Below are 22485 nucleotides of genomic sequence, written 5' to 3' on the forward strand. Positions count from 1 at the left end.
ACGGAGCAGCACGCCATCGACCAGCCCTCGGGCATACGACAGGCCGTGGACCTGCTGGCCGCGAAGCGGAATTCGCGCCACGAGGCCCACCACGTGGCCATGGAAGCGCTGGGCGAGATGATCTGGGCGTCGCAGCGCAGCGGGCTGCCGCCGGACGGCCACACCTATCTCGACAAGGTACGCCAAGCCGCTACCCGCTGAACGGGCGGGGCGGACGCAAAAAAGCCACCCGCAGGTGGCTTCTTCTTGGCGTGCGCGCGTTCAGGCCTGGAAGCTGCCACCCAGGCTGCGGCGCTCCGCCTTGCCGCCGGCGCCGTAAAGGCCGGTGGGTTCGCTGGGGATCAGCACGTCCAGCGCGCGGTCCAGCGAGGCATTGCCCCGGGCCAGGGCTTCGCGCTGGGCGGCCAGCAGGCCACCGGCGCGCACCAAGCGGTTGCGCAGCGCGGGAGGCACGCTGCCCGTGCGGGCGGCTTCACTGAAGCTCTGCACGGCGCGAGCCAGGTGCTGGTGCAACTCGGCGGCATGCTGCTCGATGGCGGCCGCATCACGGCGGGCCAGGGCGTCACCCAGCTGGTTCAGCGCCGCCTCAACGGCCAGCAGGGGCTGTTCGAGTTCGGGGCCGAGCGGGGTGGACGAGGCGGTGGCTGTCATGGATTCAGTGCTTGTTGGCGCGCGCGCTGAGCAATTCTTGCGCATTTGCGACCAGTTTGTCTGCGATGGCGTTCGCGTTGACCGTGAACTTGCCCTCACTGATGGCCCTGGAGATGCGGTCGACCTTGGCGGCGTCGAAGCTGCCGTCGTCGCCGGACGCACTCGCGGCCAGCTTGGCGGTGCTGGAGAGCGCGACCTGGGTGCTGGCTGCCGGGGTGGATGTCTGGCGAACGACGTCGTTGGTGCCGGAGACCTCGGGCTTGCGCGCAGCGGGACGCTGCTCGACCTTGGCCGGGCCGGCGCTTCCGTCAGGGCTGTTACCGATTTTCATGAGCTTCTCCAGGGTGCGGGGACAGGCCCCGCTGGGGGCATTGCGAGAGGGAGTTTCCCCCTGTATCGGCCCCGGACCCTGAAACTTGAGCGGGAACTGGCGGTTTTTTCGACCCAGTTCCGGCGATTCGTGGTGCTTTGCTCACAGCGACAGCTCCACGCGACGCTCTGCGACGGCCCGACCGCTGGCCACGCGGCCGCTCTCGAAGCGCACACGCACCTCCTGGCCCTCGAGGCCGGCGGACATCGCCTGAGCTTCCGCGGCAACCGCAAACCCCGGTCCGACGGCCAGCACCTGCACCGTCTCGCCCGCGGCAAACCACTGGCGCGACTTCAGCGCGGGCGCCCGCACGGCCTCGGCGGCGGCCAGGGGGCGTGCAAGGGTGCGGCCGATCAGCAGGGCCGGGTCGGTGAAGACCGCGCCGGGGTCGGCCGCAATATCGATATCGGCCAGCGCCAGTTGGTCTTGAGACAGGCTCACGCCGGCAGGCAGCGGGCCGCTGGCGACGACGGCGCGGCCGAAGACGGCCACGCGCACCGGCAGGGTCACGTTCCAGCGAGCGGTGCCATCGGTGCAGCGCAGGCCGATGCGGCTGCGCCCCCAGACGGCCATGCCCGGAGGCAGATAGGGCTGGACCTGCCGGCAGGGCGCCAGGCGCAGGCGGGGGTCCAGCGCCCCGATCTCGACGGCGACGCGGGTATTGGGGGGGGCGGTGGCGCTGGCGGCCGTCTCGGCCAGGACGCGCACGCGCTCGACCAACGCCGGGTCGAGCACGGTCTGCGCACGGGGCGCACCGGCGGCGAACAGGCAGACGAAGAGCAGGACGATACGCAGCATGGCCATCACTCTAGGGACGGCATCCACCTTCCCTTGGCTCGAATTGAGCCGCTTTGGCCCCCTTAATCCCGCTCATGTTTTCGGTGCCGGTTCAGACAATTTGCGCAAGGAGCCATCCCGGCTTCGCCCCTCGACAGAGGCCCGCTGATGTTGAACCGAATCACCGACACGCTGAATTTCCAGACCCAGGCACTGACGCTGCGGGCGGAGCGCCAGCGCCTGCTCGCCAGCAACATCGCGAATGCCGACACACCGGGCTACCAGGCCCGCGACATCAATTTCGCCAAGGCGCTGCGCGAGGCCACCGGTGAGATCGGCACGCCCGGCGCACTGCAGACGACGCAGCGCGGCCACCTGGCCCCGCTGGCCGGCGCACGCGGCGAAAGCGGCAAGGATTACGCGCTGCAATCCCAGACAAGCCTGGACAGCAACGGCGTCGACATGGACCGCGAACGGGCCAGCTTCGCCGACAACTCGGTGAAGTACGAGGCCACGCTGCGCTTCATCAACGGATCGGTGCGCACCGCACTGGACGCGATGAAGTCGCACAACCAGGCTTGACGGGGGAGTAGACGGCCATGTCGATGTTCCAGATCTTCAATGTCTCCGGCAGCGCGGTCAGCGCGCAGAGCCAGCGGCTCAACGTCGTGGCCAGCAACCTTGCCAACGCCGACACGGTGGCCGGCCCGGATGGCCAGGCCTACAAGGCTCGCCAGGTCGTCTTCCAGACCCAGCTGATGGGCGCAGGCACCGACAGCGGCAACGCCGGCGTGCGCGTGACCAACGTGACCGAGGACCAGACCCCCGGCCGCCGCGTGCACGACCCCAAGCACCCGCAGGCCGACGCCGACGGCTACGTGACCTATTCCAACGTGAACCCGGTGGAAGAGATGGTCAACATGATCTCGGCCTCGCGCTCCTACCAGAACAACATTGAAGTCATGAGCACGGCCAAGAGCCTGCTGCTCAAGACGCTGCAACTGGGTCAGTCCTGACCCACGGGATAAACCATGGACGTCTCCGCCATCAACAGCACCGCCTCGTCGAACACCACCTCGACGAAGAACGCGGCCGACACGCAGGACCGCTTCCTGAAGCTGCTCGTCGCACAAATGAACAACCAGGACCCGCTGAACCCCATGGACAACGCCCAGGTGACGAGCCAGATGGCGCAGATCCAGCAGGTCACGTCGTTGTCCACGCTGGACACCAGCATCAAGAACCTGGGCCTGCAGCTGGGCCAGATGCAGGCCATGCAGTCCATCTCGCTGGTGGGCCGCGAAGTCAGCGTGCCGGGCAATCAGATCCAGGTCGTCAACGGTGTGGCCGGCGCAAGCTACGAGCTGGACGGGGCGGCCAAGACCGTCAAGCTGGAAATCCTCGGCCCGGCCGGCAACGTCATCGACACACAGCAGCTGGGCGCCCAGGGCTCGGGCCGCCAGACCTTCACTTGGAACGCCAACAACCTAGTCCCCGAGGGCACGGAAGTGAAGTACCGCATCACCGCCCTCAACGGCACGGCGGCAGTCAGCTCGACGACCTATGCCCATGACAAGGTCAGCTCCGTCTACAGCGACAGCGGCAACCTGATGCTCGAACTCGAGCGCCTGGGCCCCGTGAACTACGCCAGCGTCTCATCCGTCAACTGACGCCTCCTTCTCACCCGCACGACAGCAAGGACTCCCCATGAGCTTCCAGCAAGGCCTCTCCGGGCTCAATTCCGCATCCAGGAACCTCGACGTCATCGGCAACAACATCGCCAACTCGGGCACATACGGTGCCAAGAGCTCGCGGGCGGAGTTCGCCGATGTGTACGCGGCCTCGCTGAACGGCGCCGGCACGAACCAGATCGGCATCGGCACCAGCCTGCAGACCGTGGCCCAGCAGTTCAGCCAGGGCAACATCACGACGACCGAGAACCCGATGGACCTCGCCATCAACGGCGGCGGCTTCTTCCAGCTCAGCGACGGCACCAACCCGATCCGTTACAGCCGCAACGGCCAGTTCAAGGTCAGCAAGGACGGTTTCGTGGTCAACAACGACGGCCTCAAGCTGATGGGCTATCCGGCCAACGGCGCCGGCGTCATCCAGCCCGGCACGGCCCAGCCGCTGCAGCTGCCTACGGGTGGCATCCCGCCGGCAGTGACGAGCAGCCTGAAGATGGAGTTCAACCTCGACTCGCGCTTGAAGACGACGTCCCCCGGAGGCGGCGCCACCGGCATCGACCTGCAGGACTCGACGACCTACAACAACGCCACGTCCATGACCGTCTACGACGCCAAGGGCCAGGACGTGGCCGTCACCTTCTACTTCCAGAAGGGCGAGACCGCCGCCAACGGCGCCGACACCTGGCACATCTACGCAACGGCCAACGGCACGCCCTTCGGCACTGACGCCACCGGCGCCCCGATCACGCTGGACGCCAACGGGAACCCGACCACGCCCTACACGACCATCACATTCCCGCCCAGCGGCGGTGCGCCCGCCACCATCACCGGTTCCGCCGCGACGCCGCCGGGCGCCATCACGATGGACGTCCCGGCCGGCGTCAGCAGCCGCGGCAACTCGACACTGCCCATCGCTGGCATCCAGCTCGACCTGAGCAACATCAGCGAAAACGGCAGCAGCTTCGCCGTGACCGCGCTGACCCAGGACGGCTATGCGCCGGGCCAGCTGACCGGCATCCAGGTCGCCAACGACGGCACGGTGCTGGCCCGCTACTCCAACGGCCAGAGCAAGCCGGCTGGCCAGGTCGAGCTGGCCAACTTCCGCAATCCTCAGGGCCTGCAGGCGCTGGGCGGCAACATGTGGATCCGCACCGTCGCGTCCGGCGATGCCGTGGTCGGCGTGCCCGGGGACGGCAACATGGGTGCGCTGCAGTCCGGCGCGCTGGAGGAAAGCAACGTCGACCTCACGGCCGAGCTCGTCAACATGGTCACCGCCCAGCGCGCCTACCAGGCGAACGCGCAGACCATCAAGACGCAGGACCAGGTCATGCAGACCATCGTCAACCTCCGTTGATGACGCAAGACTGAAGGCGAGGACGCGCTATGGACCGCATGATCTACCTCTCAATGGCCGGCGCCAAGGCGGCCATGCAGCGGCAGGACGTGCTCTCGCACAACCTCGCCAACGTCACGACCAACGGATTCCGCGCCGAGCTTCAGGCCTTCCGCGCCGTGCCGGTGCGCGGCGACGGCGCATCCACCCGCGCCTACGCGCTGGAAACCACCATCGGCTACAACGACGCCCAGGGTCCGCTGACGCCGACGGGTCGCAACCTCGACGTGGCCATGCAGGGCCAGGCCTGGCTGGCCGTGCAGGCCAACGACGGCACCGAGGCCTACACCCGCGCCGGCTCGCTGGACGTGAATGCCGAGGGCCTGCTGGTCATGCGCAACGGCATGCCGGTGCTGGGCGATGGCGGCCCGATCAACATCCCGCCCAACAGCGAAGTGGCCATCGGCAGCGACGGCACCGTCAGTGTCAAGTCGCCCAACCAGAAGCCGACGACGGTCGGGCGCCTCAAACTCGTCACGCCCGAGGCGCAAGCCCAGCTCACGCGCGGCGATGACGGGCTGTTCCGCGCCGCTGACGGCGACCTGCCAGTCGATCCTGCCGCCCGGCTGCAGGACGGCGCGCTGGAAGGCTCCAACGTCAGTCCGGTCGAGACCATGGTCGCCATGATCGCCGCCGGCCGCCAGTTCGAGCAGCAGATGAAGCTGCTGCAGATCGCACAGACCCAAGGCCAGCAATCGGCCAAGCTGCTCGGAAGCACTTAAGGAATCCTCGCCATGATGCGCTCGCTCTGGATCGCCAAGACCGGCATGGAAGCCCAGCAGACCCAGCTGGACAACATCTCGCACAACCTCGCCAACGTCGCCACCAATGGTTACAAGCGCTCGCACGCCGTTTTCGAGGACCTGATCTACCAGAACATGCGCCAGAGCGGCGCGAACAGCACCGAACAAACCGTGCTGCCCACCGGCCTGCAAGTGGGCCTGGGCGTACGCCCGGTCGCCACGGCGCGCATCTACACGCAGGGCAACCTGCAGCAGACCAGCAACAACCTGGACCTGGCCATCAAGGGCGACGGCTTCTTCCAGATCCAGATGCCCGACGGCACGACGTCCTACACGCGCGACGGCTCCTTCCAGCTCGACGCCAATGGCCAGATGGTCACCAGCAACGGCTACACCGTGCTGCCCGGCGTCACGATCCCGCCGAATGCGCAAAGCCTGACCATCGGCAACGATGGCACCGTCAGCGTGACCCTGCCCGGACAGGCGGCGCCTCAGAGCGTGGGCCAGTTGCAGCTCGCCACTTTCGTGAACCCCGCCGGCTTGGATCCCAAGGGCCAGAACCTCTTCACCGAGACGGCGGCCAGCGGCACGCCCAACACGGGTGCCCCCAGCAACAACGGCATCGGCGCGCTGCAGCAGGGCTTCGTCGAGACGTCCAACGTCAACGTCGTCGAGGAGCTGGTGCAGATGATCCAGACTCAGCGCGCCTACGAGCTGAACTCCAAGGCCGTGCAGACCTCCGACCAGATGCTGCAGAAGCTGGCCCAGATTTAAGGCAGGCCGCCATGAAGAAGTCCTTCGCCCTGTTCGCTCTTCCCGCCCTGCTCGCCGGCTGCGCGACGCCCTACCCCGAGCCCCAGGTGGAACTGACCCACACCCCCGTCGTCAACCTGCCGCCGGTGCAGGCGATGGCGTCGACCAACGGAGCCATCTACCAGGGCGCCAGCTACCGTCCGCTGTTCGAGGACCAGCGCGCCCGCCTGGTCGGCGACACGCTGACGGTCAACATCATCGAGAAGGTCTCGGCCACGCAGACCAGCACCAGCGAGTTGAGCAAGTCCGGCAGCCTGTCGGCGGGCGTGAGCGCCCTGCCCGGCATCGCGCCCAACTCCTTCGGCCGCGCGAGTGCGGGTGCGACCTCGGCCAACGACAACAAGGGCAAGGGCAGCAACCAGAACACCAATGAGTTCACAGGTGCCATCACCGCCGTCGTGACGTCCGTGCTGCCCAACGGACACCTGATGATCAGCGGAGAAAAGCAGATCGGCGTGAACCGCAACGTCGACGTACTGCGATTCTCCGGCCAGGTGGACCCGCGCGCCATCGGCCAGGGCAATACCGTGGCGTCGACCGCGGTGGCCAACGTGCGGATCGAGCAGCGAGGTCGCGGCGCCACTGCCGACGCTCACGCGGTGGGCTGGCTGTCGCGCTTCTTCCTCAACCTGGCACCGAGCTGATCAGCCCGTCTGGCTGGCAAGGTAGTCAACCGCCAGGTTGGCCAGCGCCCTGACGCCGACCTCCAGCCCGCGCTCGTCGACAATGAAGCGAGGCGAGTGGTTGGAGTAGGCCTTGCTCGGCTCGATCTCCGGCGGCGTGACGCCGACGAAGAAGAACAAGCCCGGGATCAGGCGCTGGAAGAAAGAAAAGTCTTCCGCACCGGTTGCCTTGGGCACGACTTCGATGCCCATGGGCCGCGGGCCGGTACTGGCGACGCGCGTCAGCGTGGGCACCATCTGTTCCGTCAGCACCGGATCATTGCGCGTGACCGGGTAGTTCTTCGTGATGCAGACCTTGCAGGTCGCGCGCGAGGCTGCCGAGATGCCCTCTGCGAGCTGCGCCACGCGCTCGTGGATGGCGTCACGCATGCCCTCGTCGAAGCTGCGTATCGTGCCCCGCATCTCCACCGAGTCCGGGATGATGTTCTCGCGCACGCCGCCCTTGATCGCGCCGATGGTGACGACGGCCGGCTCGCGGTTCAGATCCAGCGTGCGGCTGACGATGGTCTGCAGGCCCAGCACGATCTGCGCGGACGTGACGATGGGGTCGACGCCAAGCCAGGGCGCCGCGCCATGCGTCTGCTTGCCCTGCACGGTGATGCGCAGCTTGTCCGAGCTCGCCATCGTCGGTCCCGGCCGGTACCCGATGACGCCCGCCGGCTGGCGCGACGTGACGTGCAGGCCGAAGATGGCGCCGGGCGTGGGGTCCTCCAGCGCCCCCTCCTTGATCATCAGCGCCGCCCCGCCCTCCTCGCCCTCGGGCGGCATCTCCTCGGCAGGCTGGAAGAGAAACTTGACGGTGCCGGGGAGGTCGGCGCGCAGGCTGGCCAGGATGCTGGCCACGCCCATCAGGATAGCGACGTGGCAATCGTGCCCGCAGGCATGCATGACGCCCACCTCCTCGCCGTTCCAGACCGCGCGGGCTTTGGACGCGAAGGGCAGGTCGACCTCCTCGGTGACGGGCAGGCCGTCCATGTCGGCGCGCAGGGCCACGACGGCGCCATCCCGGCCGCCGCGCAACACCCCGACGACGCCGGTGTGGGCAACGCCGGTCCGGACTTCGTCGAAGCCCAGGCCACGCAGGTGCTCGGCGACGATGGCCGCGGTGCGGAACTCGCGGTTGCCCAGCTCAGGGTGCTCGTGCAGGTCGCGCCGCCAGGCAATGATCTGAGGTTCCAGTACCGCCGTAAGCGCGGCGATGCGTTCGCTCAGAGGGGACTGCGGGCTCATCGATTGATCGTAGGCCGCGATGGCCACGCTGTGTGCGACGGCGTCTCAGTTGCCCAACAGGCGTCGTAACCGACGTTTCAAGTCCAGCCACTGCTTGCCGCGCGAGCGGTCGATACGCTTCACGTCGATCAGCGTGAAACCCCCGCAGCCCGTCAGCGTGTGCAGGCCGGCGGTGTGGCTGTCGCTGGCCAGGTCGCCAGTCAGGCGCTCCGTCCCGGCTTCGATGTCTATGCGCTGCGGTGTCAGCACGGGAAACCGCAGCAGCCGCGTGGCGCCCCCGTAGCCGGTCGAGCTGTCCTGGACGGGCAGCGTGAGCACGCCGTCGCGCCCCACGAAGGGCCGGCCGGCCGGGCGCGCACCCTCCCGGTTCACGCGCACCGGATTGGCGGGCAGCGGCGTCCAGGGGCCGGTCAGCGCGGGGGCGTGAGCGACATGCAATTCGCGCTGGTCGCGCGCACCGGGGCCGACCAGCGTGTAGAACATCCACCACTGGCCTTCATGCTCGACCAGCGACGCATCCGCCCCGGGCACGCCACTGATCAGCGCGCACTCGCGCGCCCAGCGGTTCAGCGAGCCGTCGACCGCCCGGTAGAGCGCGATCTCACCGGCCTGGTAGCTCTCCGGCACCATCCAGGTCTCACTCTGGTGCTCGAAGACCTGGGGATACGACAGATGGAAGGGCAGGTCCAGCACCGTCGTCCGGCTCCGCCATGCCAGATCGCTCAAGGCGAACTCATGGCGCTCGATGTTGGCGCGCTTGACGCGGTAGTCGAAGGCCTCGACGAAGACGTGCAGGGCATCGTTGCGAACGAGGCCGAAGGGATCCGCCAGGTAACGCCAGCGGCCCGCGTCGGGCAGCCAGGTGATGCGTTCGCGGGCTGCCCTCAGGCTGTGGGGGTCAACGTCTTCCAGCGCGAGGGGAACGATGCCGACCTGCCAGAAGTCGGTGCTCGGCGCCCTGAGCATCAGGCGCGCCAGGCGGCGTAAGGCTCGTCCTCGTTCTCGATGGGCCGGGCATGGGTGGCCTGCTTGAGCAGCACGTCACGGTAGAAGGCCAGCGTGCGGGCGACCGCATTGGCACGGTCGTAGGCGGCCGTCGCGTAGCTCACGGCACGCTGGCGCGGCGGGAGGGGGCGCAGCCGCTCGAGCTCTTCGGCGATCGCATGGCCGAGCATCACGGCGTCGCCGACAGGCACCAGGCGGGCCGGCTGGCCGGCAAGCATTTCCTGCGGCCCCTGCGTGGCCGTGGACAGCACTGGGCGCCCGGCGCGCATCGCCTCGAGAATGGCCAGCGGGAACGCTTCCTCGCGGGAAGGCGAGACGAAGAGGTCGAACGCCTTCAGGCACTGGTCGACATCGCTGCGGTAGCCCAGCAGGCGGACGCGCGGATCGCCGCCCGCCATGCCCTTCAGCAAGGCTTCGTCCGGCCCCTCGCCGAGGATGGCCAGCACGGCATCCGCCGGGGCGTGGGCCTTGAAGCCGGCGATCAGCAGGTCCATGCCCTTGCTGGAGTGCAGGCGCCCGACGCTGCCGACCAGCAGTTGTTCGGGGCTCAAGCCCAGCTCGACGCGCAGCTCCGTTTGGCAGGCCGCCTCGGCTGCGTCGCGCTCCGGCGCCCAGTTGTAGATGACGCTGGCCAGCGCACCGCCGTCGGGCAGACTCTCACGCTGGGCACGGTTCACGCAGACGAGCCCGTCCAGGCGACCATGGTGGTGGGCCTTGTAGCCGACGTGCAGCGTGCCGATGCGCGCCGAGCGACGCACATGGGCGACCGCCTTGCAGGCCGGTCCCAGGTGGCCATGGCAGACGTCTGCACCAAGACGGCGCGCGAGCGCGGCCACACGCCAGCCACGCAGCAACGGCAGGCTGAGTCCATGGAAACGCACGCCCGATCCCAGCGCGGCAGCCACGGCCGAGTTGGCCGAGCCGATGACGTGGACGCGGTGGCCCAGCGCAGCCTGCGCGTTGGCGAGGTCGATGCAATGCCGCTCGCCGCCCGCAATGCGAGAGGAAAACACGACATGAACCAGGGTCAGCGGCTCGAAAGGCAGTGGCATGGCAGGTCTGGCGGACGATGGCAGCTCGGAAAAGTAATAGAAACTTTACCCAACTACACATTCAGAAACCTGTCATGAAACTCTGGTCCGCTGCACCGTCGGATCTCGAATCGCCGCCAATGGCATTCAAATCGAGACTAATGCATGCATAACCGCTAGTTATTCAGCTTCTACGAACGCTCACGCGTCGCTGGCGGCGGCCCCGAGGGCTTGGGATCGGGATTGACAGAATCGCACGAGTCGGCCGCGTCAGGCTGAGTACAAGCTTGCGGGTCACCGTCGAGTAGACCGGCGGCGGACGGGCGCTTCGCCCGCCACAGCCCGGAAAAGAGGGGCAGTCCGCGCCCTTTTCACTGGCTTCGCGAGCTCAAGCGTCCGCAGAATCTGCCGAGTGAAGTACCTGCAAGTCATCCTCCTTTGCCTCGCCATCGTGCTGGCGCCCCTGGCGCCGCCGGCTCAGGCTGCCCGCATCAAGGAAGTCGCCTCGGTGGCCGGCGTGCGCTCCAACCCGTTGACGGGCTACGGCCTTGTCGTCGGCCTGGACGGCACGGGCGACCAGACCACGCAGGCCCCCTTCACCGGACAGAGCCTCACGGCCATGCTGCAGCAGTTCGGCGTGCTGCTTCCCCAGGGTGTGACCATGCAGCCGCGCAACATCGCCGCCGTCATGGTGACGGCCTCGCTGCCGCCCTTCGCCCAGCCCGGCCAACAACTGGACATCAATGTCTCGTCTATCGGCAATGCCAAGAGCCTGCGCGGCGGCACGCTGATCGCGACGCCGCTGCGCGGTGCGGACGGTCAGGTATACGCCATCGCCCAGGGCAACCTGGTCGTCGGTGGTGCCGGCGCCTCTGCCGGTGGCTCCAAGGTACAGATCAACCACCTGAGCGCCGGCCGCATCCCGGCGGGCGCCCTCGTCGAGCGCTCGGTGCCGACGCCGATCGCCCAGGGCGACAGCATCCAACTCGACCTCAACAGCAGCGACTTCGCCACCGCCCGCGCCGTGGCCCAGGCCATCAACAGGGCCAAGGGCACCGGCGTTGCCCAGGCACTGGACGGCCGCGTCGTCCGGGTGCGCGCGCCGATCGCGCCGGACGAGCGCGTTGCCTTCCTGGCTGACGTCGAGAATCTCGCCGTCGACATGGCCACGCCGGCCGCCCGCGTCGTCATCAACGCCCGCACCGGCTCCATCGTCATGAACCAGGCCGTGACGCTGTCGTCCTGCGCCGTCGCCCATGGCAACCTGTCGGTCACGATCAGCTCCACCCCCGTCATCAGCCAGCCCAATGCGCTGTCCGGCGGCCAGACCACCGTGGCCGAGAAGGCCGACATCTCCATCCGCCAAGAGCCCGGCAGTCTGATCCAGTTGCCCGCCGGCGCGCGCCTGTCGGACGTCGTCAAGGCGCTGAACTCGCTGGGCGCCACGCCCCAGGACCTGCTCGCCATCCTGCAGGCTATGAAGAGCGCCGGCGCCCTGACTGCCGAGCTCGAGGTGATCTGATGTCCTCGTCCTTCCAGTCCATCTCCGGCCAGAGCCTGGGCAGCCTTGATGCCCTGAAGGCCCAAGCCTCGCGCGACCCCAAGGCCAGCATCCGCGAGACGGCGAAGCAGTTCGAGGCGCTCTTCATGCAGGAAGTCATGAAGAGCATGCGCGCATCCACGCTGTCCAGCGGCATGCTGGACAACAGCGCCACCCAGCTCGGCACGGAAATGCTGGATACCCAGTTTGCCGGCAAGATGAGCGGCCTGCCCGGCGGCCTGTCGGACGCCATCCAGCGACAGCTGCAACGCCAGATGGGCGTGAAAGACCTGTCGGCCGAGAGCGTGAAGCGTGCCAGCCAGACGACTCTGGCCCAGGCCCTGCCAGCACTGGCCACCAAAGGCATCCCCAGCCATGTGCAGAGCTTCATCCAGCAGCATGACGCTGCCGCCCGCTCAGCCTCGGCTGCCAGCGGCATCCCCGCGAGCTTCATGGTCGCCCAGGCGGCCCACGAGAGCGGCTGGGGCCGGCGCGAGATCACTGGCGCAGATGGCACCAAGAGCCACAACGTCTTCGGCATCAAGGCCACCCCAGGCTGGACGGGCAAGACCGTCGACGTGAAGACCACGGAAGTCATCAACGGCCAGGCCGTCAAGGTGACGGCCAAGTTCCGCGCCTACGGCAGCTACGACGAGGCCTTCAAGGACTACGCACGACTGATCAGCAGCAACGACCGCTACGCCAAGGTCGTGGCCCAGGCTCAAAACGGCAACGCCGCTGGCTTCGCGCAGGGGCTGCAGCAGGCGGGCTACGCCACCGACCCGGCCTACGCCAGCAAGCTCGCCAAGGTCATCGACACCACGCAGCGCGTCCAGCGCAGCCTCGCCTGAAGAAGGACTGAGCCATGCCTAGCCTGCTCTCCCTCGGCGCGCGCGCCATGTTCGCCAACCAGGCGGCGCTGCAAACCGTCGGCAACAACATCGCCAATGCGAACACGCCAGGCTATTCGCGCCAGTCGGTGGTACTCACCACGGCGCCGGGGCAGTACACCGGCGCGGGCTTCTTCGGCCGCGGCGTGGACGTTCAGACGATCGAGCGGGCGCATGACCAGTTCCTGACCCGCCAGGCCGCAGCCACCAAATCCACCGCGGCGGGCGACGCCACCCGTGCCGATCTTCTGACGCGACTGGGCAAGCTGTTGCCGCTGGGCACCGAAGGCCTGGGCTATGCCGCCAGCCAATTCCTCAACGCCATGCAGGACGTGGCCAGCCGCCCCAGTGACCCATCGGCCCGCCAAGTGGTGCTGGGCCGCGCGGGCGACCTCGCCGCGCGCTTCCGCGACGCAGGCGGCCAGATCGAGGCTATGCAGTCGGGCATCGTTGGCGACCTGCGCAGCGGCGCGCAGCGCGTCAACGACCTGGCCCAGCAGATCGCCCGCATCAACGACCAGATCGCCGCCAACCGCGGCAGCGGCCACGAACCCAATGACCTGCTCGACCAGCGCGAGCAGCTTGTCTCCCAGCTCAGCGAATTCGTCTCCGTCACCACCGTGCCAGCCGACGACGGCACTCTGGGCGTCTTCATCGGCGGCGGCCAGCGTCTGGTGCTGGGCAACTCGGCCACCTCCCTGGAGGTCACGCCCGATGCATTCGATCCCACCCGCGCCGTGCTGACCATGCGCGAGGGCAACCTTCAGCGCTCACTGGACGAATCCGTCCTGACCGGCGGCACGCTGGCCTCGATGCTGCGCGTGCAGAACCGCGACCTGGTTGATGCGCGCAACATGCTCGGCCAGCTCGCAGCCGCCATCGGCACACGGGTCAACGATCAGAACGCGCTGGGATTGGACCTGTCCAACCCACCAGGCATGGGCGCCGACATCTTCAGCGTGGCGGCGCCGCGTGTGCTGCCCGCAGCCGGCAACCCCAGCGCTGCACTGCCCCAGGTCAGCATCACCGACGCCAGCCAGCTGCAGGCCAGCAGCTACCTCATCAAGGTCACCGCGGGCGGCTACGAGATCACGCAGCTTCCCGACGGCAGACCCATCCCCTTCGTCGACGGCGACGAGGTGGACGGCGTGAAGATCAGCTTCCCCGGCGCACCGGCGCCGCAGGTCGGAGACCGCTTCATCGTCGAACCCGTCGGCATGGCCGCCACCGGCATGAAGGTGGTGCTCGAGTCGCCCAACGGCATCGCCGCCGCGTCGCCGCTGACGGCCACCAGCAACGTCGCCAACACCGGCACGCTCAGCGTCCAGAGCATCTACGCCGTCAACGGTACCTTCAGCGCCAGCACGGCGGCCCAGTTGCCGCTGACCCTCACCTTCGGCACCGCCAACGCCGATGGCAGCGTCAACTACAGCCTCTCCAACGGCCAGACCGGCGTCTGGCGCGCCGGCCAGCCCATCGGCAACGACCTGCCGCCGGGCATCGACCTCGGCTTCCAGCTTCACACCAGCGGCGTACCGCGCACTGGGGACAGCCTCACCATCGATCCCACCAAGTACACCGATACCAACAACGGCAACGCAAAAGCGTTCCTCGACCTGCAAACCGAGACCTTCATTGGACGCCAGCAACAGCGTGACGCCAGCGGCGCCCTGCTGCTCGATGCCAACGGCAACCCGGTGATGAAGCCCGGCGCCACCATCACCGACGCCTACGCCGCCGACATCAGCGACATCGGCGCGCGCACCCAGAGCGCCACTTACCTCAGCAGCGTCTCGTCCGGCGTGGCCACCAACGCCGAGCAAGCGCGCTCCAGCGTTGCCGGCGTCAACCTGGACGAAGAAGCCGCCCGGCTCATGCAGTTCCAGCAGGGCTACCAGGCCGCTGCCCGCGTCCTGCAGACCGCGCAGTCGCTGTTCGACGAACTGCTGCGTCTGGCCAACTGACAGGGAAATCTGCCGTGAGAGTCTCCACCGCCAACCTCTACGAAGCCTCCATCAGCAACCTGCAGCGCCGCCAGACCGCGCTGCAGACGCAGCAGCAGCAGCTCACCTCGGGCAAGCGCGTGCTCAGCGCGAGCGACGACCCCACCGGTGCAGCCCGTGCCGAACGTGCGCTGGCCACCATCGGCCGCGTCGACGCCAACCAGCGCTCGCTCGAAGCCAGCCGCAACAGCATGGCGCTGGCGGAGTCCGCGCTGGGAGACGCCGGGGAACTGCTGCAGCAGGCCCGCGAGACCCTGGCCAGCGCAGGCAATGCCAGCTACACCGATGCCGAGCGCGCCGCGCTGGCGCAAAAGCTCAAGGGCCTGCGCGACCAGATGCTCACCATCGCCAACCGCAGCGACGGCGCGGGCGGCTACATCTTCGGCGGGCAGGGATCGGCCCAGCCGCCCTTCCTGGACCGCAGCGGCGGCGTGTCCTACGTCGGCGTGCCCGGCCAGATCCAGAGCGGCAACCTGGAGGACTTCCCCCTGACCCTGGACGGTCGCGGCGCCTGGGAAAGCGCCGCCAGCGGCAACGGTTTCTTCGTCACCGACGCCGGCACCAACAGCCTCGTGCCGGGCCAAGCCGCCAAAGGCTGGATCGACAGCGGCACCGTCTCCGATCCGTCCAAGCTGACCGGCCTGGCCTACAGCATCGCCATCAGCGGTACTGCGCCCTCGCAGACCTACACGATCACGCCCGCTCCCACCGATGGCACGCCCGACACCGGCACCTTCACGGCCGGCAAGGCTCTGGAGTTCGACGGCATGAGCATGACCATCTCCGGTGCGCCCGTGGATGGCGACAACTTCTCCCTTACGCCATCGACGAACTCGTTGAAGGTCTTCGACGTGATGGACAGCGCCATCAACGACCTGCTGACGCCCAACCGCGGCGGCGCGCAGATCACCCAGGCCAACAACAACGCCCTACGTGACCTCGACGCCGTCATGACCAAGCTGCAGAGCGGGCGCAGCCAGGCTGGCGAAGTGCTCAACAAGCTCGACGGCAGCGAGAGCCGCATGTCCGGTCTCAAGCTCTACTCCCAGCAGGAACAGAGCGCCGCTACCGACCTGGACATGACCCAGGCCATCTCTGAATTCAGCAACCAGCAGACCGGCTACCAGGCGGCCCTCCAGACCTACGCCATGGTCCAGCGCATGTCGCTGTTCCAGTACATCAACGGCTGACCGGCGCCCTAGGGGTGGGCGCAGCCGGCGCACGTCTGCGTGAAGCAGTCACGATTTGCCGACTTTTGCATTGGATGGTCGTGGCAGACTGCCGCATTCATCGCCCCCGCGCCGCGCCATGCCCGACAACATCCCCGCCGCTCTCGATCACGCCATCCTGCCCGGCGTCGCCCTCGGCTATGCCCCGGTCATCGACCGCCAGCGCGCCATCACGACCACGCGGCTGACCCTCGTGCCGCTGCGCGCGGATGCCCGGACGGACCATGCCGAGCTGCTCGCCGCGCTGGCCGCAACCTGGCCCCAGGGTGGTGCCGTCATCAGCCCCCAGGGCGAAGCGCTGCTGACTGCCCTGCTGGCCCAGCCCCCCGCCGAGCCCACCCAGATCGAGGTGCCAGCCTTCATCGCCGCCGACCCAGCCTATGCGGAGGCCATCGCCGCGCTCAAGGCCGCTGGCCATAGCGGCCTCCTCAAGGGCCTTCCCAATGCGCCGTTGCCGGCCGCCGTCGCGGCCATCTTCAAGCAGGTCGTGCTCGAACCGGGCCAGGCTGCGCCGGCCGGCGTCGCGCTCGTGCATGCCGGAGTGCGCGGTGCCGACGCCATCGAGGCCAGCTTCCAGGCCGGCGCCCAAAGCGCCATCGGCTGGCCCATGGAGGGCGTGTACGACGCCGCGCCCGGTGCCGGCAAGACCGACATCGCCGCCGACCTGCAGGTCATCGTCGAGCTGATGGCTCGCGTGGACGAAGGCGAGGACGTCGAGCGCCTGGAACAGACCCTCAAGCGCGACCCCAGTCTGGCCTTCAAGCTGCTGCGCTACATGAACTCGGCCGCCTTCGGCCTGCCGGTGGAGGTGTCCAGCTTCCGCCACGCCATCATGCTGCTGGGCTATGCACGCCTGCGACGCTGGCTGGCCCTGCTGCTCACCACCGCCAGCAAGGACCACAGCATGCGCCCCATCATGTACGGAGCGCTGCGTCGCGGGCTTCTGATGGAAGAGCTAGCCGCGGGCATGGAAGAGCGCGAGATGCGCGACGAGATGTTCATCTGCGGCCTGTTCTCCCTGCTGGACCACATGCTCAAGCAGCCCTTCGAGAAGCTGCTGCAGAGCATCCCCGTGCCGGAACGCGTGCGCCAGGCCCTCGTCGAGGGCGGTGGCCCCTTCCTGCCGTATCTGGAGCTGGTGCGCGCCATCGAGTCCGAGAGCGTGTTCGACTACCGCGAACGCGCCGACGCGCTGATGCTTGGCGCTGGCGAAGTCAACGCCTGCGTGCTGCGGGCGCTCCACAAGGCGACCCAGCTCGAATGAGCGGGGCCGGCTTCGCGTGATATCGGCCGGCCAGCCCCTGTCGGACGGCTGAACCATGTTCGGCCCGCCCGCATCCACTGCGCTGCTCGACCTCGTCGGCGATCCGGTGCTGACGCTGCGGGCCGACCTGTCCGTGCTGCGCGCCAACCCGGCCGCGCGCGAATGGCTGGGCAGCAACGCCGCGGAGGGCTGGCGGCTGCTGCGCAACGCGGCCGGCGCCCGCCTCGAAACCTGGCTGCGCGACGCCACCCAGGCCATCGACGCCGGTCGCGTGCCGCCCGGTGCGCCCCCGCTCAAGCTCGCCGATGGCCAGCGCGCCACGCTGCGCCTGCTGCGCGAGCGCCCCAACTGGCTGCTGCACGCCCGCCTCAGTGCCGTCGACCCGGGCGAGCCACCGCTGGCCGAATGGCTGGCCGTGTCGCCGCTGCCGGCCATGCTGGCTGACGCCGCCAGTGGCACCGTGCTGCGCCACAACGCCGCCTTCGCTGCGCTCTACACCGGCTCGCCCCGCCACCTCAACGACCTGCCCGACCTGCTGCAGGCCCTGCTGGGCTGGCATCGCGGCACGCCGCTGCCGGCGCTGGCCGCGCAGCGCGCGCAAGACGGCCCCCTCGTCACCGAGGCGGAGTTCATCGACCCCCAGGGCCAGCAGCGCTGGCTGCAGGCGCGGCTGCGCCTGTGGCGCAGCAACGGCCGGATGCTGCTGCTGGCGGTCCTGGAGGACCAGAGCCCTCTGCATGAGCGCGACCTCGCCCACCAGCAGCTCGATGCACTGATGGACACGGCCGCCGTCGGGCTGGCCACCTTCCAGCCGGAAGCCGGCTGGCTGAAGGCCCACCGCAAGGGCTCACCCTTCAAGACCGGGGCAAAGCAGCCCATCGGGTCTCTGCAGGGCATCAACCGAGATATCGTCGAGCCGACCTCCCTGCCCGAATTCGAGCGCCTGCAGCGCGCGCTCAAGCGTGGCGACGCGGTCGAGGTGCGCTATGCCGTGCGCCACCCCGAACTCGGCCGACGCTGGCTGCTGACGCGCGTGGCGCCAGGGCTGCTGGCCGGCGGTCGGCGCTCCACCTCGGTCGTGACGCTGGACGTCACCGCCCAGGCCCTGGCCGAGAACGCGCTGCTGCTGCGCGCCGAGAGCGAGCGCGCCGTGCTGGATTCCGTGCTGGTAGGCATCGTCACCGTTGGCCCGGACGGCATCGAATGGATGAACCGCTCGGCGCGGCGCATGTTCGGCTGCGAGCTGGAAGACGTGCTCGGCCAGCCCATGGGCGTGCTGGCGCCCGATGACGACGAGCACGCCTTCCACACCGAGCCCGGCGCCGACGTGTTCGAGTGCCGACTGCGGGGCCGCGACGGGCGCGCATTCTGGGTCATCGGCAACGCGGTGCAGACGCCGCGTGAGGACGGTGGCACTCAACTGACCTACGCGCTGCTCGACATCGACCGCCGCCGCCAGGCCGAGGCCCAGAGCCGCATGGCCCAGGCATCCCTGGCCCGCATCATCGAGGGCGCGCCGCTGGCCATCACGCTGCACGAGGCCCAGAGCCTGCGCATCGTCAAGCTCAACCAGGCCGCCGCGGCGCTGGCCGGCCGCCCCGAGGCGGCGCTGCTGGGTGGCACACCGGCCCAGCTCTTCGGCGCCGAACAGGGCGCGCAGGTCGCGGCGGACATGCGCGAGGCGCTGGAGGCGCAGACCGTCGTGCAACGCGAGTACCACGTGCCGGCCGGCTCTGCCACGCGCATCTGGGACACGCGACTGCTGCACTTGGCCGGTGTCGGCGACAGCGACAGCAGTGGACCCGAACTGCTGCTGCTGGTGGCCAGCGACGTGACCGAACAGCGTGCCGCCGAGCAAGCGCGTTTGCAGGCCGCCATCTCGCAGCGCGAGCTGCTGGTGCGTGAGGTGCACCACCGCATCAAGAACAACCTGCAGGGCGTGGCCGGCCTGTTGCAGCAGATCGCTGCTCGCCGGCCCGAGGTCGCGCCGGTGCTGAAGGAGGCCGTCGGCCAGGTGCAGGCCATCGCCCAGGTCTACGGCCTGCAGGTCGGCGCCACCGGCCCCTTGCTGCTCAAACGCGTGTTCGACGCCATCGTCGGCTCGGTGCAGCGCATGCAGGGCCGCGTCATCACCACCGCCGCAGAGGGCGGCGCGCTGATGGACGACTGGTGCCTGCCCGAGGCCGAGGCCATCCCCATCGCGCTCAGCCTGAACGAGCTGCTGGGCAACGCTCTGCGCCACAGCAACGGGGCCCAGGTGCGTTGCCAGCTGATCTGCGACATGGCGGGCGTGACGGTCGAGATCGTCAATCCCGGCCAGTTGCCCGAAGGCTTCGCACTGCAGAACGTGAAGAGCGGCGTGTCCGGCCTGGGCCTGGTGCGTGCGCTGCTGCCGCGGCGCAGCGCCATCCTCAGCCTGGAACAGCAGGAAGGGGATGTCATCTGCCGGCTGGAACTCATCCCGCCCAGCGTGGTTCACAATCCGGGCACAAGAGCAAGTTTCTGAGGGGCGCGGTGAGCAAGGGCAAGATCCTGGTCGTCGACGACGACAGATTGGTGCTGGCAACGCTGAGCTATGGGCTCACGCAGGCTGGATTCGAGGTCATCGACGCCGACAACGGCGACGACGCCATCCTGCTCGCCCGCGAACACCGGCCTGAGCTGGCTCTGCTCGACATCCGCATGGAAGGGCTGACCGGCTTCGACGTGGCGGCCTACCTGCGCGAGTTCCTGCAGACGCCCTTCATGTTCCTGTCCGCCTTCACGGACGAGGCGACGGTGGCGAAGGTCAAGGAACTGGGCGCGGTGGCCTATCTCGTCAAACCCCTGGACATCTCGCAGATCGTGCCCGCGGTAGAGGCCGCCTTCGCGCGTTCAACCACGCCTGCGACACCGCCCCCCGAGTCGCCGGCCTTCGAGAGCCCCTCCGAACTGCCGTCGCTGGAAGTCACGGCGCTGGCGGTCGGCGTGCTGATGCACCGCTACTCACTGCCGCGCGACGAGGCGCTCGCCCGCCTGATGAGCCTGGCAGCGGCAGATGGCCACAGCCTGCCAGAGCAGGCCAGGCGCATCGTCGATGCCGTGGAGCTGCTGGCCCGGCCCGGTCAGCGCTGATTCGCGCCATCGATGCGGCCGCAGGGCCAGCATGCCTGCCTTTGAGCTGAGCCCCATGCCGCCACAAGCCGACCCCCTCTGGCAATGCACTTGCCGGTTCGGTCCGGCATGAACGACATCCCACGGCCCGGGGGCGCTCCTGTCCTTCCGCGGCGCGAGGGAGCGAAGGGCTTCAGCTCAGCGTGAAATAGAAGCGCGCGCCTTCACCGACGGTCGATTCGGCCCAGATCTCGCCGCCATGCCGGCGAATGATGCGGCGCACCAGCGCCAGACCCACACCCGTGCCCTGGAAGTCGCTGGCGCTGTGCAGGCGCTGGAACACGCCGAACAGGCGTTCCGCGAAGCGCATGTCGAACCCGGCCCCGTTGTCCGACACGACGAAGACGCGTCGCCCGCCCTGCTGGACGCAGCCGAACCCGATCTCGGTGCGGTCGGTCTTGGCGCTGTACTTCCAGGCGTTGCCGAGCAGGTTCTCCAGCACCATGCGCAACAGCGTGGGGTCGCCCTGAACCGTCAGGCCGGGTTCGATGTCCAGTGAGAGATCGCGCTGCGGCGCCGTACGCTGGAGTTCCTCGATGACATAGCCGGCCTGCTGCGACAGGTTGACGGGCTGGCTGACGAGCGGCCGCGTGGACAGCTGGCTCAGCGACAGCAACGCGTCGATCATGCTATTCATGCGCGCCGCAGCACTCATCACGCGGTCCAGATGGTCGTTGCCCACACGGTCCAGCCGCGTGCCGTAGTCTTCTTTCAGGATGCGCGCGAAACCCTCGACGACACGCAACGGCGCGCGCAGGTCGTGCGAGACCGTGTAGCTGAAGGATTCGTGCTCGGCCGCCAGGTCGGGCGGGGCCTGCACCGCCGGCACCGGCGCAGATGCCGCAGCGCCCTCCTCCGGCCGCGCCGTGCCGAGATAGCCGGCGAAATGTCCCTGGGCATCGATGCAGGGCAGCCCGCGCAGCCGCCAGTGTGCGCCGCCGTCCGCCGCGGCGAGCTGCAGCTCGGCGAACGGCTGGTGCGCGTCGAGCCGCTCGCGCAACTGCGCGGTGGGCGCGGCGGCCTCGAAGCGGTCCCACAACTGCTGGGTGCTTGCGCCAGCGCCCACCCAGCTCGACGACGGCGCACCTTGCGGCGCCTGCCAGCGCACGAGCCGGTGATGGGCATCCGTGGCCCATTGCCAGTCGCGTTGCAACTGGGTCTGCATCAGCAACTGCTGGCGCGCCTCTCGCAGCGGTTCTGCCAGGCGCTGGCGAGTCAGCCGCACGCCTGCATGCCAGCCCAGCGCTGCCGCGACGAGCACCATGACACCCGTGAAGAAGGCCGTCAGAACGAGCGCGGCATGCACAAGGCCGACTTCGCCGCCCCAGGCGCGCACCAGCGCCAACACCACCAGGCAACCCAGCACGAGCAGCAGCAGCGCCGCCGCGGCAAGGCCCAGCACCAGCAGTCGCATCGGCAGTCGTCGCTCCTGGCGGCGCGACGTGAGCGCGCTGTCGTCGCTGAGGCTGTTCATGACGGGCATTGTAGGCAGCGCATCCGCGGCTCCGGCACATGGCGGACCCGAGATGACCCGATGTCAATAAGCACCACGAGCGCCGTGGAATGTGTGCATTCCTTCGCATTTGGCCCCCCTCCCACCCGAGATACATTTAGGCGTGCCGAGTCCCCTGACCCCGCAGATCCGTCAATGACCGCCCCAAATCCCGCAGTGCTGCTCGATCCCGAGGCGATACGCCGCCTGCGGGAACTCGACCCGAGCGGCGGCAACAAGCTGCTGGAGCGCGTCGTGAGCGCCTTCTCCAACTCACTGGACCGTTTGCTTCCCGACCTTGCCCGCGCCCGCGAAGGCGACATACTGGATCTCGCCGTCGTGCGTCACGTCAGTCACACGCTCAAATCCTCGTCTGCCAGCCTCGGCGCAGCGGCGCTGTCAGCGCGTTGTGCAGAGATCGAAACCATGGCCCGCGACGGCCATGCCCAGGGCTTGCCCGAGCAGTTGGACGCTATGCTCCAAGACATCCAACAGGTACGCACGGCCCTCGCCGCGCTGCTCTGACACAA

The 22485-nt window shown here is 68.6% G+C and carries 23 protein-coding genes; 16 read left to right on the forward strand and 7 right to left on the reverse strand.

The annotated features are described in order from the left end of the window. On the forward strand, window positions 1-201 hold a 201-nt coding region (locus tag VGF12_RS09050; protein ID WP_331175710.1), incomplete at its 5' end, for a DUF1841 family protein. A gap of 60 nt (window positions 202-261) precedes the next feature. On the opposite strand, the gene VGF12_RS09055 is transcribed toward VGF12_RS09050, so the two are convergent. The 3 genes from VGF12_RS09055 to flgA all read right to left on the reverse strand — a co-directional run bounded on the left by VGF12_RS09055 (window position 262) and on the right by flgA (window position 1819). Further along, window positions 262-651 carry a hypothetical protein gene (locus VGF12_RS09055; protein WP_331175711.1) on the reverse strand — a complete coding sequence of 130 codons (390 nt, stop codon included), beginning with the start codon at window positions 649-651 and terminating at the stop codon, window positions 262-264. Between the two features lie 4 nt (window positions 652-655). Further along, window positions 656-982: a flagellar biosynthesis anti-sigma factor FlgM gene (flgM, locus tag VGF12_RS09060; RefSeq protein ID WP_331175712.1), complete on the reverse strand. Its 327-nt coding sequence runs from the start codon at window positions 980-982 to the stop codon at window positions 656-658. A gap of 141 nt (window positions 983-1123) precedes the next feature. Then, window positions 1124-1819, reverse strand: coding sequence for a flagellar basal body P-ring formation chaperone FlgA (gene flgA / locus VGF12_RS09065; protein ID WP_331175713.1), 696 nt, complete (start codon window positions 1817-1819; stop codon window positions 1124-1126). Between the two features lie 147 nt (window positions 1820-1966). Here flgA and flgB point away from each other — a divergent pair, with 147 nt between their 5' ends. Genes flgB through VGF12_RS09100 form a run of 7 tightly spaced genes read left to right on the forward strand, consistent with a single transcriptional unit; the run spans window position 1967 to window position 7079 of the window. Further along, window positions 1967-2380 carry a flagellar basal body rod protein FlgB gene (gene flgB / locus VGF12_RS09070; RefSeq protein WP_331175714.1) on the forward strand — a complete coding sequence of 138 codons (414 nt, stop codon included), beginning with the start codon at window positions 1967-1969 and terminating at the stop codon, window positions 2378-2380. A 17-nt stretch (window positions 2381-2397) separates the two neighbouring features. Further along, window positions 2398-2814: a flagellar basal body rod protein FlgC gene (gene flgC / locus VGF12_RS09075; protein WP_331175715.1), complete on the forward strand. Its 417-nt coding sequence runs from the start codon at window positions 2398-2400 to the stop codon at window positions 2812-2814. 15 nt (window positions 2815-2829) lie between these two features. Further along, window positions 2830-3468, forward strand: a complete 639-nt coding sequence (locus VGF12_RS09080; RefSeq protein ID WP_331175716.1) for a flagellar hook assembly protein FlgD — start codon at window positions 2830-2832, stop codon at window positions 3466-3468. 37 nt (window positions 3469-3505) lie between these two features. Next, on the forward strand, window positions 3506-4840 hold the full coding sequence (gene flgE, locus VGF12_RS09085) for a flagellar hook protein FlgE (RefSeq protein WP_331175717.1): 1335 nt from the start codon (window positions 3506-3508) through the stop codon (window positions 4838-4840). A 29-nt stretch (window positions 4841-4869) separates the two neighbouring features. Then, window positions 4870-5601, forward strand: a complete 732-nt coding sequence (gene flgF / locus VGF12_RS09090) for a flagellar basal-body rod protein FlgF (protein ID WP_331175718.1) — start codon at window positions 4870-4872, stop codon at window positions 5599-5601. 12 nt (window positions 5602-5613) lie between these two features. Further along, window positions 5614-6396 carry a flagellar basal-body rod protein FlgG gene (gene flgG / locus VGF12_RS09095; protein ID WP_331175719.1) on the forward strand — a complete coding sequence of 261 codons (783 nt, stop codon included), beginning with the start codon at window positions 5614-5616 and terminating at the stop codon, window positions 6394-6396. A gap of 11 nt (window positions 6397-6407) precedes the next feature. Continuing rightward, window positions 6408-7079: a flagellar basal body L-ring protein FlgH gene (locus VGF12_RS09100; RefSeq protein ID WP_331175720.1), complete on the forward strand. Its 672-nt coding sequence runs from the start codon at window positions 6408-6410 to the stop codon at window positions 7077-7079. On the opposite strand, the gene VGF12_RS09105 is transcribed toward VGF12_RS09100, so the two are convergent. Genes VGF12_RS09105 through VGF12_RS09115 form a run of 3 tightly spaced genes read right to left on the reverse strand, consistent with a single transcriptional unit; the run spans window position 7080 to window position 10405 of the window. Then, a complete protein-coding gene (locus VGF12_RS09105; protein WP_331175721.1) occupies window positions 7080-8348 on the reverse strand; it encodes an amidohydrolase in 1269 nt (422 codons plus the stop codon). 45 nt (window positions 8349-8393) lie between these two features. Further along, window positions 8394-9314 (reverse strand): glucosamine inositolphosphorylceramide transferase family protein, encoded by a 921-nt coding sequence (locus VGF12_RS09110; RefSeq protein ID WP_331175722.1) that lies wholly within the window; start codon window positions 9312-9314, stop codon window positions 8394-8396. Further along, window positions 9314-10405 carry a glycosyltransferase gene (locus VGF12_RS09115; RefSeq protein WP_331175723.1) on the reverse strand — a complete coding sequence of 364 codons (1092 nt, stop codon included), beginning with the start codon at window positions 10403-10405 and terminating at the stop codon, window positions 9314-9316. The genes VGF12_RS09110 and VGF12_RS09115 overlap by 1 nt, the downstream gene beginning before the upstream one ends. A 391-nt stretch (window positions 10406-10796) precedes the next feature. On the opposite strand from VGF12_RS09115, the gene VGF12_RS09120 reads away from it, so the two are divergent. The 7 genes from VGF12_RS09120 to VGF12_RS09150 all read left to right on the forward strand — a co-directional run bounded on the left by VGF12_RS09120 (window position 10797) and on the right by VGF12_RS09150 (window position 20424). Then, the gene (locus tag VGF12_RS09120; protein WP_331175724.1) at window positions 10797-11906 is read left to right on the forward strand and encodes a flagellar basal body P-ring protein FlgI; all 1110 of its coding nucleotides are present in this window, start codon (window positions 10797-10799) and stop codon (window positions 11904-11906) included. Beyond that, the gene (flgJ, locus tag VGF12_RS09125) at window positions 11906-12775 is read left to right on the forward strand and encodes a flagellar assembly peptidoglycan hydrolase FlgJ (protein WP_331175725.1); all 870 of its coding nucleotides are present in this window, start codon (window positions 11906-11908) and stop codon (window positions 12773-12775) included. The genes VGF12_RS09120 and flgJ overlap by 1 nt, the downstream gene beginning before the upstream one ends. 14 nt (window positions 12776-12789) lie before the next feature. Then, window positions 12790-14778, forward strand: a complete 1989-nt coding sequence (flgK, locus tag VGF12_RS09130) for a flagellar hook-associated protein FlgK (protein ID WP_331175726.1) — start codon at window positions 12790-12792, stop codon at window positions 14776-14778. Between the two features lie 14 nt (window positions 14779-14792). After that, window positions 14793-16007, forward strand: coding sequence for a flagellar hook-associated protein FlgL (flgL, locus tag VGF12_RS09135; RefSeq protein WP_331175727.1), 1215 nt, complete (start codon window positions 14793-14795; stop codon window positions 16005-16007). Window positions 16008-16125: 118 nt separating this feature from the next. Next, window positions 16126-17310, forward strand: coding sequence for an EAL and HDOD domain-containing protein (locus VGF12_RS09140; protein ID WP_331175728.1), 1185 nt, complete (start codon window positions 16126-16128; stop codon window positions 17308-17310). Between the two features lie 55 nt (window positions 17311-17365). Next, entirely contained in the window at window positions 17366-19816 is a 2451-nt protein-coding gene (locus VGF12_RS09145; protein ID WP_331175729.1) for a PAS domain-containing sensor histidine kinase, read from the forward strand. Window positions 19817-19824: 8 nt separating this feature from the next. After that, a complete protein-coding gene (locus tag VGF12_RS09150) occupies window positions 19825-20424 on the forward strand; it encodes a response regulator (protein WP_331175730.1) in 600 nt (199 codons plus the stop codon). 172 nt (window positions 20425-20596) lie between these two features. Here the strand turns inward: VGF12_RS09150 and VGF12_RS09155 are convergent, their stop codons facing one another. Further along, window positions 20597-21937, reverse strand: a complete 1341-nt coding sequence (locus tag VGF12_RS09155; RefSeq protein WP_331175731.1) for a sensor histidine kinase — start codon at window positions 21935-21937, stop codon at window positions 20597-20599. A 195-nt stretch (window positions 21938-22132) separates the two neighbouring features. Between VGF12_RS09155 and VGF12_RS09160 the strand changes: the two genes are divergently transcribed. Continuing rightward, window positions 22133-22480: an Hpt domain-containing protein gene (locus VGF12_RS09160; RefSeq protein WP_331175732.1), complete on the forward strand. Its 348-nt coding sequence runs from the start codon at window positions 22133-22135 to the stop codon at window positions 22478-22480. Window positions 22481-22485: the final 5 nt, after the last annotated feature.

The sequence above is a fragment of the Roseateles sp. genome (assembly GCF_036404855.1).
Taxonomy (GTDB): domain Bacteria; phylum Pseudomonadota; class Gammaproteobacteria; order Burkholderiales; family Burkholderiaceae_C; genus Pelomonas.

Coding starts and splice junctions, on each gene's coding strand:
- flgM (WP_331175712.1), bottom strand. CDS start 982: ATGAAAATCGGTAACAGCCCTGACGGAAGCGCCGGCCCGGCCAAGGTC.
- VGF12_RS09115 (WP_331175723.1), bottom strand. CDS start 10,405: ATGCCACTGCCTTTCGAGCCGCTGACCCTGGTTCATGTCGTGTTTTCC.
- VGF12_RS09055 (WP_331175711.1), bottom strand. CDS start 651: ATGACAGCCACCGCCTCGTCCACCCCGCTCGGCCCCGAACTCGAACAG.
- flgA (WP_331175713.1), bottom strand. CDS start 1,819: ATGCTGCGTATCGTCCTGCTCTTCGTCTGCCTGTTCGCCGCCGGTGCG.
- flgB (WP_331175714.1), top strand. CDS start 1,967: ATGTTGAACCGAATCACCGACACGCTGAATTTCCAGACCCAGGCACTG.
- flgF (WP_331175718.1), top strand. CDS start 4,870: ATGGACCGCATGATCTACCTCTCAATGGCCGGCGCCAAGGCGGCCATG.
- flgG (WP_331175719.1), top strand. CDS start 5,614: ATGATGCGCTCGCTCTGGATCGCCAAGACCGGCATGGAAGCCCAGCAG.
- VGF12_RS09110 (WP_331175722.1), bottom strand. CDS start 9,314: ATGCTCAGGGCGCCGAGCACCGACTTCTGGCAGGTCGGCATCGTTCCC.
- flgE (WP_331175717.1), top strand. CDS start 3,506: ATGAGCTTCCAGCAAGGCCTCTCCGGGCTCAATTCCGCATCCAGGAAC.
- flgC (WP_331175715.1), top strand. CDS start 2,398: ATGTCGATGTTCCAGATCTTCAATGTCTCCGGCAGCGCGGTCAGCGCG.
- VGF12_RS09140 (WP_331175728.1), top strand. CDS start 16,126: ATGCCCGACAACATCCCCGCCGCTCTCGATCACGCCATCCTGCCCGGC.
- VGF12_RS09080 (WP_331175716.1), top strand. CDS start 2,830: ATGGACGTCTCCGCCATCAACAGCACCGCCTCGTCGAACACCACCTCG.
- flgK (WP_331175726.1), top strand. CDS start 12,790: ATGCCTAGCCTGCTCTCCCTCGGCGCGCGCGCCATGTTCGCCAACCAG.
- VGF12_RS09105 (WP_331175721.1), bottom strand. CDS start 8,348: ATGAGCCCGCAGTCCCCTCTGAGCGAACGCATCGCCGCGCTTACGGCG.
- flgJ (WP_331175725.1), top strand. CDS start 11,906: ATGTCCTCGTCCTTCCAGTCCATCTCCGGCCAGAGCCTGGGCAGCCTT.
- VGF12_RS09145 (WP_331175729.1), top strand. CDS start 17,366: ATGTTCGGCCCGCCCGCATCCACTGCGCTGCTCGACCTCGTCGGCGAT.
- VGF12_RS09155 (WP_331175731.1), bottom strand. CDS start 21,937: ATGAACAGCCTCAGCGACGACAGCGCGCTCACGTCGCGCCGCCAGGAG.
- VGF12_RS09100 (WP_331175720.1), top strand. CDS start 6,408: ATGAAGAAGTCCTTCGCCCTGTTCGCTCTTCCCGCCCTGCTCGCCGGC.